The sequence below is a fragment of the Streptomyces flavovariabilis genome, from assembly GCF_000725785.1.
Lineage (GTDB): Bacteria > Actinomycetota > Actinomycetes > Streptomycetales > Streptomycetaceae > Streptomyces > Streptomyces hawaiiensis.
Genome location: NZ_JNXD01000001.1, coordinates 1,070,182 through 1,086,672, shown reverse-complemented (window position 1 = coordinate 1,086,672; position 16,491 = coordinate 1,070,182). Strand labels below are relative to the sequence as shown.

At 70.4% G+C, this 16,491-nt stretch carries 11 protein-coding genes; 8 read left to right on the top strand and 3 right to left on the bottom strand.

Annotated features, from left to right (window positions below):
• Window positions 1–140: 140 nt before the first annotated feature.
• Window positions 141–1,886: a lytic transglycosylase domain-containing protein gene (locus IO24_RS0104820; protein ID WP_031132166.1), complete on the bottom strand. Its 1,746-nt coding sequence runs from the start codon at window positions 1,884–1,886 to the stop codon at window positions 141–143.
• A 341-nt stretch (window positions 1,887–2,227) separates the two neighbouring features.
• Here IO24_RS0104820 and IO24_RS0104815 point away from each other — a divergent pair, with 341 nt between their 5' ends.
• A complete protein-coding gene (locus tag IO24_RS0104815; RefSeq protein WP_031132164.1) occupies window positions 2,228–3,085 on the top strand; it encodes a DUF4184 family protein in 858 nt (285 codons plus the stop codon).
• On the opposite strand, the gene IO24_RS0104810 is transcribed toward IO24_RS0104815, so the two are convergent.
• The gene (locus IO24_RS0104810) at window positions 3,003–3,599 is read right to left on the bottom strand and encodes a hypothetical protein (protein ID WP_157851235.1); all 597 of its coding nucleotides are present in this window, start codon (window positions 3,597–3,599) and stop codon (window positions 3,003–3,005) included. The two genes, IO24_RS0104815 and IO24_RS0104810, sit on opposite strands and share 83 nt — an antisense overlap.
• Before the next feature lie 496 nt (window positions 3,600–4,095).
• A complete protein-coding gene (polA, locus tag IO24_RS0104805) occupies window positions 4,096–6,822 on the bottom strand; it encodes a DNA polymerase I (protein ID WP_031132160.1) in 2,727 nt (908 codons plus the stop codon).
• Between the two features lie 180 nt (window positions 6,823–7,002).
• Between polA and IO24_RS0104800 the strand changes: the two genes are divergently transcribed.
• The 7 genes from IO24_RS0104800 (at window position 7,003) to IO24_RS0104770 (ending at window position 16,431) form a co-directional block, all read left to right on the top strand.
• Window positions 7,003–9,282 carry an FdhF/YdeP family oxidoreductase gene (locus IO24_RS0104800; RefSeq protein WP_031132158.1) on the top strand — a complete coding sequence of 760 codons (2,280 nt, stop codon included), beginning with the start codon at window positions 7,003–7,005 and terminating at the stop codon, window positions 9,280–9,282.
• A 56-nt stretch (window positions 9,283–9,338) separates the two neighbouring features.
• Entirely contained in the window at window positions 9,339–9,827 is a 489-nt protein-coding gene (locus IO24_RS0104795) for a PaaI family thioesterase (protein WP_031132156.1), read from the top strand.
• A gap of 909 nt (window positions 9,828–10,736) precedes the next feature.
• Complete coding sequence (locus tag IO24_RS0104790) at window positions 10,737–11,966, top strand: branched-chain amino acid ABC transporter substrate-binding protein (protein WP_031132154.1); 1,230 nt, start codon at window positions 10,737–10,739, stop codon at window positions 11,964–11,966.
• 138 nt (window positions 11,967–12,104) lie between these two features.
• Window positions 12,105–13,034 carry a branched-chain amino acid ABC transporter permease gene (locus tag IO24_RS0104785; RefSeq protein WP_031132153.1) on the top strand — a complete coding sequence of 310 codons (930 nt, stop codon included), beginning with the start codon at window positions 12,105–12,107 and terminating at the stop codon, window positions 13,032–13,034.
• Between the two features lie 4 nt (window positions 13,035–13,038).
• Window positions 13,039–14,850, top strand: coding sequence for a branched-chain amino acid ABC transporter permease (locus tag IO24_RS0104780; protein ID WP_031132152.1), 1,812 nt, complete (start codon window positions 13,039–13,041; stop codon window positions 14,848–14,850).
• Window positions 14,851–14,854: 4 nt separating this feature from the next.
• Window positions 14,855–15,718, top strand: a complete 864-nt coding sequence (locus IO24_RS47095; RefSeq protein WP_031132151.1) for an ABC transporter ATP-binding protein — start codon at window positions 14,855–14,857, stop codon at window positions 15,716–15,718.
• Complete coding sequence (locus IO24_RS0104770; RefSeq protein WP_031132149.1) at window positions 15,715–16,431, top strand: ABC transporter ATP-binding protein; 717 nt, start codon at window positions 15,715–15,717, stop codon at window positions 16,429–16,431. Before IO24_RS47095 ends, IO24_RS0104770 begins: the two co-directional genes overlap by 4 nt.
• Window positions 16,432–16,491: the final 60 nt, after the last annotated feature.

Here is a 16,491-nt window from a genome sequence, read left to right as displayed (position 1 = left end):
CCCACGGGTCGTGACGGGCAGAACTGATACACCGTCAGGTTTCTCGGCACCGTAGCAACGCGCGGCGGAGATGAGAACACGTTGCACACACAACGACGCCCCTCCTTCACAGGAGGGGCGTCGTCTGTCGTACCGGAGAGCTACGCGCTCGGACTGGCCGACGGGCTCGGCGAGGACGTCTCGGCCGCCGCCACGGTCAGTTCGACGGTGAGCGTCGCTCCGCCGGCCGTGGTGACGCGGAGCAGGAACGTGCCGGTCGTGTCGTCCGCGTACAGCTTGGGCAGCTTCAGCAGACCCTTCGCATCCGTCTTCAGGCCCGTCAGGGTGCGGACGGTCTTGCCGTCGGCGTCCTTGAAGTAGGGGCCCTTGTCGTTGGCGGCCGGGTCGTCCGCCGACTCGACCAGCGTGGCGGTGGCCGCGACACCGTCGGCGACGGCGCCCTTGTACGTGGCCTTCACCTCGACCGGGTTGGCGAACTCGCCACCCGGGGTGCAGGTCAGTGCGGCGTCACCGGTGCGAGCGAGGGCGTCGGCGGCCCGCTCGGTGACGGTGGCCTTGTAGTCGAGGCCCGGGACGGCACGGCCCACCACGGTGGCGCGGACGGTGACGGTGCCGGTCTTCTCCCCCGCCTGCAGGGCGGGTGCGACGGCCACGCCGGAGCTGTTGGTGGCGACCGTGGCCACGCTCTCACCGCCGGTGAAGGTGGTGTCCGTGTCGCCGACGATCGTGAAACGGACCCTGACCTTGGCGACGGCCTTGCCGGCCTCCGTCTCGGCGCGCGTACTGATCCGCCGGCTGAACGCGTCCCCGGCCATCGCGGTGAGCTTGGCGGTTCCGGCGTCCTCCAGGTGGTCCACCGTGTCGGTGGGGGTGGGGGGCGTCGTGGGCGGCCTGGTCGGCGCACCGGGCGGGGTGGCGGGCGGGGTCGTCGGCGGAGTCGTGGGCGGTTTCGGGGTGGTCGGACCACCGCCGGGCTTCTCGGGCTTGGGGCCGGGCTTCGGCGTCGAGCTGCCCGGAACGGTCGCGCCCGGTGTGGTGGGCGATGCGCCGGCGCCGTCGTCGCTGCGGTTGTCGGGCAGCGTGCCGGTGCCGTCGGGGACCTCGTGCGTGCCCTTGCGGTAGTACTCCAGCCACCTCATGACGAGGTTCAGGTACTCCCGCGAGTTGTTGTAGCTGAGGATCGCCCGGTCGAGGTCGCGCTGGTCGGACAGGTCCCAGTTGTTGCGGCACAGGTAGTGGCCGGCGGCGAGCGCGGCGTCGTAGATGTTGTTGGGGTCCTTCTTGCCGTCGTCGTTGCCGTCGCGGCCGGCCCAGGCCCAGGTGGAGGGGATGAACTGCATGGGGCCGACGGCCTGGTCGTACGTGCTGTTGCCGTCGTACGCGCCGTCGTCGGTGTCCTTGATGAGGGCGAAGCCGTTGCCGTCGAGCTGGGGACCCAGGATCGGCTTGATGGTGGTGCCGTCGGCCCTGACCTGGCCGCCGCGGGCCTGCCCCGACTCCACCCGGCCGATGGCCGCGAGGAGTTGCCAGGGCAGGTTGCAGCCGGGCTTGGTCTCGCGCAGCGCGCTCTCGGCCTTCTTGTAGGCGTCGAGGACGGTGGCGGGGATGCCGGCTTCCGTGGTGCCCGTGCCGCCCGGGCCGGGGCCGGTGGACGGTGACGGGTTCGGGCTCTTGAGCGGGGGCAGGTCCGTGTAGTACGGCGAGTTGCCGGTGGCGCTGCCGTCGGAGGCACTCGCTTCGGGTGAGGGGGTGGCGTCGGCAGCGGCCTGTCTGCCGTGGTCGTTCACGCCCGGAGCCTGGGAGGCGGACAGGGCCGCGACCGCTACCGCGGCCACGGCGGTGGTCGCCGCCCCCTTGCACAGCCTCCTGCCGAATTGCGCCGCCATAGAGTGAACCCCTCCCGTGGACGCCCGAGCGTCCGGTCTACGTCTGCAGTGTTCGCCCTGTTGTGACGATCCAACCGCCCGAGGGGTTGCCCTCCGACGGCCACAACTCTGTTCTCTTGTGTGCTCTGCTCTTTACCGCGTTCACATGGTCGACGCACTCCCCGCGCGGCGACTCTGGCGACCCTACGACAACTTCCTTTGCTCGGGCACCCGTTCGTGACCGTTTTTCACCAGTTGGTCATGTGTGCTCATGACGTCGTCGACGCAGCCGCATCCCGCATACTGGGCCACTGACCGCCGGGCATCCCGGCCTGCTGCAACGACCGTCACGAGGAGCCGAGTTGCCGTTCACGCTGAGCCATGCGGCAGCCGTACTGCCCGCCGTACGCACCGACGGCACCGGCCGGGGCCCGCTGGTGCCCGCTGTGCTCGTGGCGGGTTCCTTCGCGCCCGACATGACCTACTACGCGGCGAGTGTGCTGTCCGGGGCGATGGAGTTCGGTGACGTCACGCACGCGTTCCCGGGCGTCTTCACGGTCGATGTGCTCATCGCCTGGGCACTGGTGGGACTGTGGCTGCTGGTGCGTGAGCCGCTCGTGGCGTTGCTGCCGCGGGCCCGGCAGGGGCGGGTGGCGTTCCTGCTGCGGTGTGGGGCGCCGCGCGCGCGGGTGCGGCCGTCGCTGGTGGCACGGTGGTACGTGTCCGCGGTGGTCGGTGCGTCGACCCATGTGGTGTGGGACGCGTTCACGCATCTCGACCGGTGGGGGATGCGGCTGTTTCCGGCGCTGGGCCGGGAGGTGGCGGGCTCCCCGCTCTACTGGTACTTGCAGTACGGCGGTTCGGCGGTGGCCGCGGTCGTGATCGGCGTCTTCGTGGCGCACGCGCTGCGGCGGGCTCCCGCGCGCGAGCCGGTGGGGGTCCCCGTGCTCGCCGTACGGGACCGGTGGGTGGCCGCTGCCGTGATCTGCGGCTTCGCGCTGGCGGGGGCGGTGCAGCGGGCCTCGCGGTGGTGGGCGTACTGGGGCTCGGCGGCGAAGCCGTGGGAGATCATTCCGACGGTGTGCTTCGGCGCGGGCGCCGGACTCGTCCCGGCGCTGCTGCTCTACGCCGTGGGAATCAGGGTGTGGCGTCCGGTTCCGGTCCCCACCGGTCCTGGCCCTGCCGCCGCTGCGGAGCCGAGCCGCCAGGCCGCTCACTGAGGACGCTGTCCGTCGTCGTGATGTACACGGTGATGGTGGTGTGCGCGGGGTGGGGGCGCGGGAGCAGGGTGCGGACGAGGGTCAGGTAGCCGCGGGCCAGTCGGGCCCAGGGGCGGGAGGGTCTGCCCGGGATTCCGGAGGTGCCGGAGGGCCGGACCCCGGTGGGTACGTGGCCGGTGACGACGTGCGGACCGGTGCCGGTCGGCGTGGTGCCGGCGCCGATGAGGCCGGTGAGGGCAGCCGGCACCTCGGTACCGGCGAGGGCAGGAGCCGCGGCCAGGTCGCCGGCGCCGCCGCCGGGGAGCGCCGCAGCGGGTGTCGGGTCGCCGGTGCCGGCGGAGGCGGGCCGTCGTACGCGGGCGGTCAGGCGCTGCCGGAGGTCCGCCGTCGCGTGGCGCAGGGCCGTGCAGAAGGTGACGGGGACGCGGACCGTACTCGCGGCGGCCTCGCATGCCGGGAACGGCGGCGGTGCCACTCCTGGTGCCGTGCGGCTGAGGAACGTGCGTATACCCATGCCCCGCATCTTTGCGACCAGCGGGAGCGCAGGCGCCTTCTCGGGGGCCACGAGAGTGACGGTTTCCGCAGGGGCCGGGGCGGCCGGGCACCCCGGAGCCCGGCTCGGGCGGACGCCCGGTGTCCCGGCTCGGGCAGGTCCCTCGGCTCGGGCCGACGCCCGGTGTCCCGGCTCGGGCGGACGCCCGGTGTCCCGGCTCGGGCAGGTCCCTCGGCCCGGGCCGACGCCCGGTGTCCCGGCTCGGGCGGAACGGGCTGGGTGAGTGCTCTCCGGCCGGCCCGGCCCCACCACGCCCGAGCTCCGGCCGAGGCGGAACCGCAGTGCCCCGGCTCGAGCAGGCCACGGTCGGCGCCCGTCGGACCTCGACCCGGCCGGGCCCCCTGCGCGCTTCAGCCGGGACGGGACTGCGGTGGCCCGGCCGAAGCGTGGGGGCCGGGCTGCGCGGGTACTCCCCCGCCCCGCCCGCCGGGCCTCGTCCGCGCCGCCGCGCAGCGGGCTAGTGGGCCGCCGACTCCCAGTCCGGGCCCGCGCCCACCGAGACGCCCAGCGGTACGCGGAGGTGTACGGCGTTCGCCATCTCCCGGCGGACCAGTTCCTCGGCGGCGGCCCGCTCCCCGGGGGCGATCTCCAGCACGATTTCGTCATGGACCTGGAGCAGCATGCGGGAGGCGAGGCCGGCGTCCTTCAGGGCGTCGTCGACCTTGAGCATGGCGATCTTGACGATGTCGGCCGCCGTGCCCTGGATGGGCGCGTTCAGGGCCATCCGCTCGGCGGCCTCGCGGCGCTGGCGGTTGTCGCTGTTGAGGTCGGGGAGGTAGCGGCGGCGCCCGAAGAGCGTCGCCGTGTAGCCCGTCGCCCGGGCCTCGTCGACGGCCCGGCGCAGATAGTCCCGTACGCCGCCGAACCGCTCGAAGTACGCGTCCATCAGGGCGCGGGCCTCCGCCGCCTCGATGTTCAGCTGCTGGGACAGGCCGAAGGCCGAGAGCCCGTAGGCCAGGCCGTACGACATGGCCTTGATCTTGCGGCGCATCTCGGCGTCGACCGCGGTGGGCTCTACCGCGAAGACCTGGGAGGCGGCCGTGGTGTGCAGGTCCTCGCCGGAGGTGAACGCCTCGATCAGGCCCTCGTCCTCGGAGAGGTGCGCCATCACGCGCAGCTCGATCTGGCTGTAGTCGGCCGTCATCAGCGATTCGAAGCCCTCGCCGACGACGAATCCGCGGCGGATGGCGCGGCCCTCGTCGGTGCGGACCGGGATGTTCTGCAGGTTCGGGTCGGTCGACGACAGGCGGCCCGTCGCGGCGACGGTCTGGTTGAACGTCGTGTGGATCCGGCCGTCCGTGGCGATCGTCTTGATCAGGCCTTCGACGGTCACGCGGAGCTTGGCCTGCTCGCGGTGCCGGAGCATGATCACCGGAAGCTCGTTGTCCGTCTGGCCGGCGAGCCAGGCGAGGGCGTCGGCGTCCGTGGTGTAGCCGGTCTTGGTCCGCTTGGTCTTGGGCAGGGCCAGCTCGCCGAAGAGAACTTCCTGGAGCTGCTTGGGGGAGCCCAGGTTGAACTCGTGCCCGGCCGCCGCGTGGGCCTCCTTGACCGCCTGCTGGACGGCACCGGCGAACATCTGCTCCATGGCCTCCAGGTGGGGCCGGTCGGCCGCGATGCCGTGCCGCTCCATGCGGGCGAGCAGCGCGGACGTGGGCAGCTCCATGTCGCGCAGCAGGTCGGCGGCGCCGACCTCCTCCAGGCGGCTCTCGAAGACCTGGCCCAGGTCGAGGACGGCCCGGGCCTGGATCATCAGGGCCTCGGCCTCGGCGCCCTCGTCCGCGCCGAAGGCGAGCTGGCCGTCGGCCGCGGCGGCCGGGGTCAGCTCGCGGTGCAGGTACTCCATGGACAGCGCGTCCAGGTCGAAGGAGCGGCGGCCCGGCTTGACCAGGTAGGCGGCGAGGGCGGTGTCCATGCGCACACCCTCGACGCTCCAGCCGTGCTCGGCGAAGACGCGCATGGCGCCCTTGGCGTTGTGGAAGACCTTGGGCCGGCCGGCGTCGGCGAGCCAGGCCGCGAAGGCCTTCTCGTCGGCCTCGTCCAGCTCGGAGGGGTCGAACCAGGCGGCGGGGCCTTCGGGCGCGGCGAGGGCGACCTCGGCGACCGAGCCGGCGCCGAGCGCCCAGGTGTCGACCGTGGCGATGCCGAGGGGCTGTGTGCCGTGCTCGGTGAGCCAGGCGGGCAGCTCGCCGGTGGAGAGCACAGCGCCGTCCAGCTGCACGCCCTCGGTGCTGACCGGGGTGGTCTCGGCCTCCTCGGCGCCGGGGTCGACGGCGAAGAGCCGCTCGCGCAGCGAGGGGTTCCTGATCTCCAGGGTGTCCAGGATCATCGCGACGGCCTTGCGGTCGTAGGCCGCGCGCTCCAGCTCGGTGACGCCCTTGGAGAGCTCGACCCGGCGCTCCAGCTCGGTGAGCCGGCGGTTGAGCTTGACGGATTCCAGGTGGTCGCGGAGGTTCTGGCCGGCTTTGCCCTTGACCTCTTCGACGCGCTCGACGAGTTCGGCGAAGGAACCGAACTGGTTGATCCACTTGGCTGCGGTCTTCTCACCGACGCCGGGGATGCCGGGGAGGTTGTCGGAGGGGTCGCCGCGCAGGGCCGCGAAGTCGGGGTACTGCGCGGGCGTCAACCCGTACTTCTCGAATACCTTCTCCGGGGTGAAGCGGGTCAGCTCGGAGACGCCCTTGGTCGGGTACAGCACCGTGGTGTGCTCGCTGACCAGCTGGAACGAGTCACGGTCGCCGGTGACGATCAGCACGTCGAAGCCCTCGGCCTCGGCCTGGGTGGCGAGCGTGGCGATGACGTCGTCCGCCTCGAACCCGTCGACGGCGAAGCGGACGGCGCCCATGGCGTCCAGGAGTTCGCCGATCAGCTCGACCTGGCCCTTGAACTCGTCCGGGGTCTTGGAGCGGTTCGCCTTGTACTCCGTGAACTCCTGGGAGCGCCAGGTCTTGCGGGAGACGTCGAAGGCGACCGCGAAGTGCGTGGGCGCCTCGTCGCGCAGCGTGTTGGCCAGCATCGACGCGAAGCCGTAGATCGCGTTCGTCGGCTGGCCCGTCGCGGTGGTGAAGTTCTCCGCGGGCAGCGCGAAGAACGCACGGTAGGCCAGCGAGTGCCCGTCCATGAGCATCAGTCGCGGCCGGCTGCCGCCGGAGGTCTGGTCGGTCGTCTTCGATGCTGTCTCTGCCACGCCCCCGATCCTGCCACGCCCCACTGACACTCGGCCCCGGCCCCGCGGGGGTGCCGGGTCGGGCGGACCCCGCGGGGCACCGCACGGGCCCTTGCCTCCCCGGCCCGCCCCCGACTGCTGTCACCGCCCCGTGCGAGGATCGGAGACGTACCTCACAGCGCAGCCGAAGGGGAGTGTGCGATGGCGTCGAAGCCGCCCAAGAGCGATCCGGTTCAGGACGCGCCGCAGGTCGCCGAGCCGAAGCACGCGGCCGCGGGGCTCCCGGCGATCGGGCACACGCTGCGGATGGCCCAGCAGCAGATGGGTGTGAAGCGCACCGCGCTGACGCTGCTGAGCGTGAACCAGAAGGACGGCTTCGACTGCCCGGGCTGCGCCTGGCCTGAGCCGGAGCACCGGCACAGGGCGGAGTTCTGCGAGAACGGCGCGAAGGCCGTGGCCGAGGAGGCCACCCTGCGCCGGGTCACGCCCGAGTTCTTCGCCGCGCACCCGGTCGCCGACCTGACGGGCCGCAGCGGCTACTGGCTGGGCCAGCAGGGCCGGCTCACCCACCCCGTGTACCTGCCCGAGGGGGGCACGCACTACGAGCCGGTCACCTGGGAGCGAGCCTTCGACATCATCGGCGAGGAGATCGCCGCGCTCGCCTCCCCGGACGAGGCCGTCTTCTACACCTCCGGCCGCACCAGCAACGAGGCCGCGTTCCTCTACCAGCTGTTCGCCCGCGAGTTCGGCACGAACAACCTCCCCGACTGCTCGAACATGTGCCACGAGTCGTCCGGTTCGGCCCTGTCGGAGACGATCGGCATCGGCAAGGGCAGCGTCCTGCTGGAGGACCTCTACAAGGCCGACCTGATCATCGTCGCCGGGCAGAACCCCGGCACGAACCACCCGCGGATGCTGTCCGCCCTGGAGAAGGCCAAGGCGGGTGGCGCGCGGGTCATCAGCGTCAACCCGCTGCCCGAGGCGGGCCTGGAGCGGTTCAAGAACCCGCAGACACCGCAGGGCATGGTCAGGGGCGCCGCGCTCACCGATCTGTTCCTGCAGATCCGCATCGGCGGCGACCAGGCCCTGTTCCGCCTCCTGAACAAGCTGATCCTCGAGACGGACGGCGCGGTCGACGAGGCGTTCGTGCGGGAGCACACGCACGGCTACGAGGAGTTCGCGGAGACCGCCCGCGCCGCCGACTGGGACGACACGCTCACCGCGACCGGCCTGAGCCGGGAGGACATCGAGAAGGCCCTCCGTATGGTCCTCGACTCCAAGCGCACCATCGTGTGCTGGGCGATGGGCCTCACCCAGCACAAGCACTCCGTCCCCACGATCAGGGAAGTCGTCAACTTCCTCCTGCTGCGCGGCAACATCGGCCGCCCGGGCGCGGGCGTGTGCCCGGTGCGCGGGCATTCGAACGTGCAGGGCGACCGCACGATGGGCATCTTCGAGCGGCCCGCCCCGGCGTTCCTGGACGCCCTGGAGAAGGAGTTCGGCTTCGCGCCCCCGCGTGAGCACGGCTATGACGTCGTGCGCGCCATCCGCGCCCTGCGCGACGGCGAGGCGAAGGTCTTCTTCGCGATGGGCGGCAACTTCGTCTCGGCGTCGCCCGACACGGAGGTCACCGAGGCGGCCATGCGCCGGGCCCGGCTGACCGTGCACGTGTCGACGAAGCTGAACCGCTCGCACGCGGTCACGGGCGCGCGGGCCCTGATCCTGCCGACGCTCGGCCGCACCGAGCGCGATCTGCAGGGCAGCGGCGAGCAGTTCGTGACGGTCGAGGACTCGATGGGCATGGTGCACGCCTCCCGTGGCCGCCTGGAGCCCGCGAGCCGGCACCTGCTGTCGGAGCCGGCCATCGTCAGCCGTCTGGCCCGCCGCGTGCTCGGCGAGAACAGCCGCACGCCGTGGGAGGAGTTCGAGAAGGACTACGCGACGATCCGGGACCGTATCGCACGCGTGATCCCGGGCTTCGAGGACTTCAACGCGCGCGTGGCACGCCCCGGCGGCTTCGCACTCCCCCACGCGCCGCGCGACGAGCGCCGTTTCCCCACGGCCACCGGCAAGGCCAACTTCACGGCCGCGCCCGTGGAGCACCCGGAACTGCCCGAGGGCCGTCTGCTGCTGCAGACGCTGCGCTCGCACGACCAGTACAACACCACGATCTACGGCCTCGACGACCGCTACCGGGGCATCAGGAACGGCCGTCGGGTGGTGCTGGTCAACCCCGAGGACGCGCGGTCCCTGAAGCTGGCGGACGGCGTCTACGTCGACCTGGTCAGCGAGTGGAGGGACGGGGTGGAGCGCCGGGCGCCCGGTTTCCGCGTCGTGCACTACCCGACGGCCCGGGGCTGCGCGGCCGCGTACTACCCGGAGACCAATGTGCTGGTGCCGCTGGACGCCACGGCGGACACCAGCAACACCCCGGCCAGCAAGTCCGTGGTGGTGCGTCTGGAACAATCGGCGACCGACTGAGCGTTCGCTCAGTGACAGAGGCAGCCGAGTGACGAGGACGAACGGAGCCGGGCCCGATGGGTGAGCAGCAGCATGTGAAGTTCCCGCAAGAGGTCATCGACGAGTACGCCGCGCTCGGCGTGGACCTCCTGGCCCTGTTCTCCGCGGGCCACCTCGGGAACCGGATGGGTGTCCAGATCTCCGAGGCGTCGGCGGACCGGGTCGTCGGGACGATGCCGGTGGAGGGCAACACCCAGCCCTACGGACTGCTGCACGGCGGGGCCTCAGCGGTGCTGGCCGAGACTCTCGGCTCGATCGGGTCGATGCTGCACGGCGGCAGCTCCAAGATCGCCGTGGGCGTCGACCTGAACTGCACCCATCACCGCGGGGTGCGTTCCGGGCTGGTCACCGGTGTGGCCACGCCCGTGCACCGGGGGCGGTCGACCGCCACGTACGAAATCGTCATCACGGACGAAAACGATAAAAGGGTGTGCACGGCCCGGCTGACCTGCCTCCTGCGCGACGTGAATCCGGGCGAGGAGGAACTCATCCGCGCCGCGAACTGAACGACGCGGAGAACCCCGGGGCGGCGGGCGCACTCTCGTCGCGACCGCCTCCCGAGCGGCGCCGTCCGTGAAGCCGCCGCACCCCGTACCGACGCCACCCCCGCCGGCCGCACGGCACGGTCCACCACCCCGCCGCAACGCGCACCCCACTAAGCGGCGGGGCAACACCCCCGTTCAGACTGGCCAACTCAACGGACAACAAACGGAGTTGGACGTGGCGGGCGCCGAACCGCCGCGCGCCCCCGACCGCCGCACCGACCGCCGCACCGACCGGCTCACCGATCGCCGGGGCGAGCTGCCGCCCGGGCGAAGAAGGGTCGCCGGCGCGGCGCACTCAGCGGCTGGGATCACTGTCGCGGCCGCCGCAACAGCAGCCCTTCCGCAGGCCCACCCGACCGGCAGCTCCCGCGTCGCACTCACCGCCCGCGTCGGCCGGCACCTCCCGCGGAACACCGCGAAAATCGCCGATTCCGATGGCTCGGCACCGCCCCCGCACACCGGCCATCCACTTTCTCGGCGTAACGCTCCGTAACGCGCGCGCAATACAACGCCATAGTCTCATCTCCGGCCGCGCCCCCGCCCGGGACCTTTCCGATCCCTTCCGCGCCACATGCGGACCGACCACCGCATGATCTCAGCCACGGCCAACCGGAAGTGCGAGTTCTCAGAATGCGGACCTCGGCGAAAATCCACCAAACCCGTCGAGAGGGTCCGCCGTCGAGACCGGGCATCCACCACGTCATAACAAGAAAGTCACAAGCCAGCCCGCGCCGCTGACCCTGCCCTTACCCCGGGCTTAGAGTCACGGCCAGTCACCGCCTCCATCGGGAGTTCGGTACCAGCGCGGCACTCACCCCCCGACCAGGGCGGGGCCTGCCTGTGAAAGGACTGATTGTGCGACAGCGTTCCTTGGTGATTCTTACCTCCGTGCTCACGACCGGAGCTCTGACTCTCACCGCCTGCGGCTCCCGAGACGACAGCGGTGACAAGGGCGGAGACAACGGGAGCGGCACCACGCTGACCATCGGCGTCGACGCCCCCCTCTCCGGTGAGAACTCCACCACCGGCCTCGGTATCCAGTACGGCGCCCAGATAGCCGTCGACGACGCCAACAAGAACAACTGGGTCCCGGGCGTGAAGTTCAAGCTCAAGGCCCTGGACGACAAGGCACAGCCCGCCAGCGGCCAGTCCAACGCCACCAGCATCGTCGGCGACAAGACCGCCGTCGGCGCGGTCGGCCCGCTGAACTCCGGCGTCGCCCAGACGATGCAGCAGGTCTTCGCCTCCGCCAACATGGTCCAGATCTCCCCGGCGAACACAGCCCCCGAGCTGACCCAGGGCAAGAACTGGCAGACGGACAAGAAGCGTCCGTTCAAGACGTACTTCCGCACCGCCACCACCGACGAACTCCAGGGCAGCTTCGCGGCCGGCTACGCCTACAACGGCCTCAAGAAGAAGAAGGCCTTCGTCGTCGACGACAAGCAGACCTACGGCGCAGGCCTCGCGAAAATCTTCAACGAGCAGTACAAGAAGCTCGGCGGCAAGGTCGTCGGCACCGACCACGTCAACACCGGCGACAAGGACTTCGGCTCCCTCGTCACCAAAATCAAGAACTCCGGTGCCGACCTGCTCTACTACGGCGGCCAGTACGACGAGTCCGCACTGATCACCAAGCAGCTCAAGGACGCCGGCGTCAAGATCCCGCTGTTCGGCGGCGACGGCATGTTCGCCACCACCTACATCGAGGCCGCCGGCAAGTCCTCCGAAGGCGACCTCGCCACCGCCATCGGCGTCCCCGCCGACACCCTGCCCGCCGCCAAGACCTTCATCCAGACGTACAAGGACAAGGGTTACAAGGGCGACTACGGCGCCTACGGTGCCTACGCCTACGACGCCACCACCGCCATCATCAAGGCCGTCAAGGCCGCAGCCGACGCCAACGGCGGCAAGGTGCCCACCGACATCAACGACCTCCGCTCCAAGGTCGTCGACGGTGTCCAGAAGTCCGACTTCGAAGGCCTCACCGGGAAGATCTCCTTCGACCAGTACGGCGACACCACCAACAAGCAGCTGACGGTCTACCAGGTCGAGAAGGGTGCCTGGAACGACGTGGAGACCGGCACCGCCGACCTGCAGTAACACGGCCCGCCACAACGCCGCACCACGGGCCGCGCGGAAGGGGACCCCAACCGCGCGGCCCGTTTCCACACCCCCACACAGCACGCGACCACGCACACATCCAGTGCACACGACCACCAGCGACATGGAGGCCATGCGGTGAACACCCTGCCGCAGCAGCTGGCCAACGGGCTGCTTCTAGGCTCGATGTACGGGCTGATCGCCATCGGCTACACGATGGTGTACGGCATCGTCCAGCTCATCAACTTCGCGCACGGCGAGATCTTCATGACCGGGGCCTTCGGCGCCCTCACGGTCTACTTCTACATCCTCCCCGACGGCACCTCGATGGCCCTCGCCGTACCCCTCATGCTCCTCGGCGGAGCCATCGTCGCCATCCTCATAGCCGTCGGAGCGGAACGATTCGCCTACCGACCACTGCGCGGAGCACCACGCCTGGCACCCCTCATCACCGCCATCGGCCTCTCCCTGGCCCTCCAGGAGGTCGTACGCAACTTCTACCCCGGCGCCGACCGCCCCCGCGCCTTCCCCGGCCTCGACGCCACCCACGACATCGGCTCCGTCACCATCAAGGACGCCGACATCTTCCTCATCCTCGCCGCCATCGGCTGCATGGCCGCCCTCGCCTTCTTCGTACGCCGCAGCCGCACCGGCCGCGCCATGCAGGCCACCGCACAGGACCCCGACACCGCACAGCTCATGGGCATCGACACCAACCGCATCATCGTCATCGCCTTCGCCATCGGCGGCTTCTTCGCCGCCGTCGCCGCCGTCGCCTACGGACTCAAGTACGGCAACGTCGACTACCGCATGGGCTTCCTCATGGGCCTCAAGGCCTTCACCGCGGCCGTCCTCGGCGGCATCGGCAACATCTACGGCGCCATGCTCGGCGGCGTCGTCCTCGGCGTCGCCGAAACCCTCGCCTCCGCCTACATCGACGAAATCCCCGGCATGCAGCAGCTCGGCGGCCAGAGCTGGGCCAACGTCTGGGCCTTCGGCCTCCTCATCCTCGTGCTCCTCTTCAGGCCACAAGGCCTGCTCGGCGAGCGCGTCGCGGACAGGGCGTGATCACATGACCGAGACGACCAAGACCGAAGTGCCGGACGCCGTCCCCACCCCGACGCCCGCACAGCGCGGCCTCGTCCCGCTGCCCGTCGCAGCCGCCCGCGGCCTGCTGCTCGCCGGCGGCATCGCCACCGCCGCCTCCGCGTTCCTCGCCTGGACCTGGACCGCCGAATTCCCCGGCGACCTCACCATCAACGGCTACCCCGGCGGCCTGCAATGGCTGACCTTCACCGCCGGCATCCTCACCGCACTGTTCGCACTCGCCTCCTACGGCATCCGCGGCCTCGGCTGGCTCCTGCCCGCCCGCAACAACGCACCCCTCGCCCTCACCGCCCTCGGCGGCTTCGCCGTCACCTGGTTCACCGTCATCGCCATCAGCACCAAACTCGGCGGCGTCGTCAACCTCGAACCCGGCGGCTGGATCGCGGCCGTAGCCTCCCTGCTGCCCGTCCTCGGCGCCTTCGCCCTCCCCCAGGAGCACACCGGCGACGGCACCAAGGCAGCCCTCAAGGCCTACATCGCCAAACCCGACCGCATCCCCGCCACCCAGGCCATCGCGCCCTGGATCCAGCGGGCCGTCATCACCGTCGTGACGATCATCGGCCTCGGCGTCTTCACCTACGGCATCGACACCGAGTACGGCGAACTCTTCGTCGGCTACCTCTTCGTCGTCGTCTTCGCCATGTGGGCGCTGCACACCGCCGGCCTCCTCGACCGCTTCTCCGCGCTCGTCGCCCGCAACCGCAGCTTCACCCTCGCCATGGGCTTCGCCGCGGCCATCGCCTTCCCCTTCACCCAGACCGACGACCACTACGCCAACATCGGCGTCAACATCCTCATCTTCGGAACCGTCGCCCTCGGCCTCAACATCGTCGTCGGCCTCGCCGGACTCCTCGACCTCGGATACGTCGCCTTCCTCGGCGTCGGCGCCTACACCGCCGCCCTCGTCTCCGGCTCCGAGTTCTCCACCATCTCCGGCGTCCACCTGCCCTTCTGGGCCTCCGCCCTGGCCGGCGCCGCCGCATCCCTCGTCTTCGGCGTCCTCATCGGCGCCCCCACCCTGCGACTGCGCGGCGACTACCTCGCCATCGTCACCCTCGGCTTCGGAGAGATCTTCCGCATCGCCGTCAACAACATGGACGGCCAGTCCGGACCCGACGTCACCAACGGCCCCAACGGCATCCCCTCCATCCCCGACCTGAACCTCCTCGGATTCAACTTCGGGCAGGCCCACGACATCGGCGGATTCACCCTCGGCCGCTTCGCCAACTACTACCTGCTGATGGTCCTCATCATGGCCATCGTCGTCCTCGTCTACACGCGTGCAGCGGACTCCCGCATCGGCCGCTCCTGGATCGCCATCCGCGAAGACGAGACCGCCGCCACCGCCATGGGCATCAACGGCTTCCGCGTCAAACTCATCGCCTTCGCCCTCGGCGCCGCCCTTGCCGGCCTCGCCGGCACCGTCAGCGCCCACGTCACCTACAGCGTGGTCCCCACGCCGTACCAGTTCGCCGGCTCCACCCCGCCCAACTCCGCGTTCCTCCTGGCCGCGGTCGTCCTCGGCGGCATGGGCACCGTCGCAGGCCCCCTCCTCGGCGCCGCCCTGCTCTACCTCCTCCCCGAGAAGCTCGTCTTCCTCCAGGAGAAGTCCCTCCTCGCCTTCGGTATCGCGCTCATCCTCCTGATGCGCTTCCGCCCCGAAGGCATCATCGCCAACCGCCGACGCCAACTCGAATTCCACGAGACCGGCCAACTCGACGTACCCAAACAGACCACGCTGACCGACGAACCGGCCGTCACCAAGGCGGGGGCGTAAGAACATGACGACACCTGTACTCGAAGCACGCGGCGTCACGATGCGCTTCGGCGGCCTCACCGCCGTACGCTCCGTCGACTTCACGGTCAACGCCGGCGAGATCGTCGGCCTCATCGGCCCCAACGGCGCCGGCAAGACCACCTTCTTCAACTGCCTCACCGGCCTCTACGTCCCCACCGAGGGCACCGTCTCCTACAAGGGCACCGTCCTCCCCCCGAAGCCCCACCTGGTCACCCAGGCCGGCATCGCCCGCACCTTCCAGAACATCCGCCTGTTCGCCAACATGACGGTCCTCGAGAACGTCCTCGTCGGCCGCCACACGCGGACCAAGGAAGGACTGTGGTCGGCCCTCCTGCGCGGCCCCGGCTTCAAGAAGGCCGAACGCGCCAGCGAGGAACGCGCCATGGAACTCCTCGAGTTCATCGGCCTCGCCCACAAGCGCGACCACCTGTCCCGCAACCTCCCCTACGGCGAACAGCGCAAGCTCGAGATCGCACGCGCCATGGCCTCCGAGCCCGGCCTGCTCCTGCTCGACGAGCCCACCGCCGGCATGAACCCCCAGGAGACCAGGGCCGCCGAGGAACTCGTCTTCGCCATCCGCGACAAGGGCATCGCCGTCCTCCTCATCGAGCACGACATGCGCTTCGTCTTCAACCTCAGCGACCGCGTCGCCGTCCTCGTCCAGGGCGAAAAGCTCGTCGAAGGCACCCCCCAGGTCGTCCAGGCCGACGAACGTGTCGTCGCCGCGTACCTCGGCGAACCCTTCGAAGGCGACCCCGGCGCAGCCGAAGCCGCCGAGGTCGAGGCCGCCGCAGCCGCCGCCGACGCGACCAGCACCACCAGCAGCACCAAGGGAGAAGCCAAGTGACCGCACTCCTCGAGGTCGAAGACCTCCGGGTCTCCTACGGCAAGATCGAAGCCGTCAAAGGCATCTCCTTCAGCGTCGAATCAGGCCAGGTCGTCACCCTCATCGGCACCAACGGCGCCGGCAAGACGACCACCCTGCGCACCCTCTCCGGCCTGCTGAAGCCCACCTCCGGGAAGATCCTCTTCGACGGCAAGCCCCTCAACGGCATCGCCGCCCACAAGATCGTCGCCCTCGGCCTCGCCCACTCCCCCGAAGGCCGGCACATCTTCCCCCGCCTCACCATCGCGGAGAACCTCCAGCTCGGAGCGTTCCTCCGCAAGGACAAAGAAGGCATCGAGAAGGACATCCAGCGCGCCTACGACCTCTTCCCCATCCTCGGGGAACGCCGTAAGCAGGCCGCCGGAACCCTCTCCGGCGGCGAACAGCAGATGCTCGCCATGGGCCGGGCCCTGATGTCCCAGCCCAAGCTCCTCATGCTCGACGAGCCCTCCATGGGCCTCTCCCCGATCATGATGCAGAAGATCATGGCGACGATCTCCGAGCTGAAGTCCCAGGGCACGACGATCCTCCTCGTCGAACAGAACGCCCAGGCCGCGCTCTCCCTCGCCGACCAGGGCCACGTCATGGAAGTCGGCAACATCGTCCTCTCCGGCACGGGCCAGGACCTGCTCCACGACGAATCGGTACGCAAGGCATACCTGGGCGAGGACTGACGTCCCACCCGGAACGCCGAGAGGCCCGCTCCCCTTCCGTCCGGAAAGGGAGCGGGCCTC